The following is a 2053-nucleotide window of genomic DNA, read 5'->3' on the forward strand; positions in this document are numbered from 1 at the left end:
GACCCAAGCGGCGGCGACGCAGCAGGCCAATGCCGCCCTGGTCCAGATCGAGAAGAACGTCGGCCAGACCCAGGAAGCAGCTCAGCGGGTTTCGAGTCGCACGCAATCGGTCATGGAGCTGCTTGGTAAGGTGCAGACAAGCGTTGCAGCGATCGAGAACGGCCTCTCGGCTGGGGAGAGGGCAACCCAGGCTTCACTTGGCCTGTTTGGGTCGCTCGAGGATGTGTCCCGCAAGATCGAAAAGAGTATAGACCGGATCGTGCTCGTGGCGGTGCAGACGAATATGCTCTCGGTCAGCGGATCCGTCGAGGCCGCACGAGCGGGGGATGCTGGCCTCGGTTTTGCGCAGGTATCGGCGGACATTCGCAAACTCGCACAGGAAGCAGGGGACTATATCGAGGGCGTCAAGGATGTCGTCCGCCTCATGCAACTCCAGATTGCAGCCGTGCGGCGCGACCTTGAATTGGTCCTGAGCGTCGCGGATGCCGAGCAGGCGAAGAACCTGAATATTGCCGAACGACTGAAGGCGATCGTCGCAGAGATCGAGGAACTTTCTCGCGGAAACGACGAGGTCCTGAACGCAAGCGGGCTCGCCCTGTCGGCGACCCGGCAGGTCCAACTCGGAACCCAGCAGATCGCTTCGGCCGCGCTGGAGGCAAGTTCGGCTGCCGCAGCTTGCGCGACCGCAGCCCGAGAGCAATCGCGCGGTGCCGAGGATCTCGCCGCAGCCATCGAAGAGATCGCATCGCTGGCCGACGAACTGCGGCTGGCTGGAAGCTGACCCGGTGGTGAAGGCTCGCAAGCCCCGTGAGACACAGCGACAGTTGTCGTTCCTGATTTCTGGCCAAGCCTATGTCATTCCGGCCGAGCGCGTGCTCGAGGTGGGCCGCCGGCCGGTCATCACGCGCGTTCCCAACGCTCCCGCTGCCCTGGCAGGACTGATGAACTTTCGTGGGGCTGCGGTTCCCGCTATCCGCCTTTCCGCCCTGATCGATGCAACCGAGGTAACCGCTTCCAACGAGGCAAGGATCATCGTCTATGACTACCAGCACCCCGTCGCGTTGTTGATCGACGAGATCTTGCCGTTGACGGCGACCGGCAGCGCCACGGCAGGGAAGCTCGATATCCAAAAACTCCTTGCCGAAGGTTTTGTCACGACTGCCGCCCCCGCCCGGCCCAAGATCGGCATGAATGCTACGCCAACTTCCGCAAAGCCCGGCGAGGCGGCGGAAGAGCGATCGTTAGTTGCTTTCACGGTGTCGGGTCAGAACTTCGCGCTTCCGCTCGATGTCGTGGCCGAGGTTACGCCGCTGCCGGCTGAGGTTACCGGCTGGCCCCGCAGTGAGGCTGCGATCATGGGCATGTTTCCGCTACGCGGTGAGGTATTGCCGCTGATCTCGATCGCACGGCTCCTCTATTTGCAGGACGGCCGGGCGACGCGCCATCACATCGTGGTGACCAGGCTCGGGCCGGCCCGCGTCGGGCTTGTCGTCGATGAGTTGGTCGGCGTCAGGCGTATCGCGGAAGCGATGATCGAACCCGTGCCCGGCATTCTCCAACGCGGCGAAGGCGATGCCGAGATCGATGCGATTGCCCGCGCGGGCGGTACGGGCGCACTCATTTCCATCCTTTCGCCGTCGCGCCTGTTTCGCAATCGCGTGATCGGCGAGATTGCCGTGCACAATCAGACGGGAGCGGGAGCCGCGATGCATCGACCCGAAGCWGCCTCGCATCGGTTCATTATCTTCAGCATTGGCGACGACGTCTTCGGACTTCCGCTCGAAGCGGTGAGCGAGATCGTCCAACTGCCGGATGCGATCGCGCATGTCCCCAATGCGCCGGCCTTTATCGCGGGCGTGATCAATCTTCGTGGCAAGCCCTTACCGGTCATCGATCAACGGCTTCGATTCAATGCGGTCAATGGGCAGGCCGGCCGGAAATCGCGGGTCATCGTGCTCACCATCGGACAGTTTCAGGCCGGCTTCATCGTCGACCAGGTGTCCGAGATTCTCGCCGTGCCGGCCGCCGCCATCACACCGGCGCCGCCCTTGCC

2 protein-coding genes are annotated in these 2053 nt (G+C 63.3%); both read left to right on the forward strand.

The window, feature by feature from the left end; genetic code table 11:
* Positions 1 to 781, forward strand: a 781-nt coding sequence (locus AC1D34_RS36945; RefSeq protein WP_476826948.1) for a methyl-accepting chemotaxis protein, incomplete at its 5' end; no start/stop codon positions are given.
* A gap of 43 nt (positions 782 to 824) precedes the next feature.
* Positions 825 to 2053 (forward strand): chemotaxis protein CheW (locus tag AC1D34_RS36950; RefSeq protein ID WP_476826949.1); only part of this gene is annotated, 1229 nt, incomplete at its 3' end.

It is taken from the genome of Allobosea sp. P1_A7, assembly GCF_056406775.1.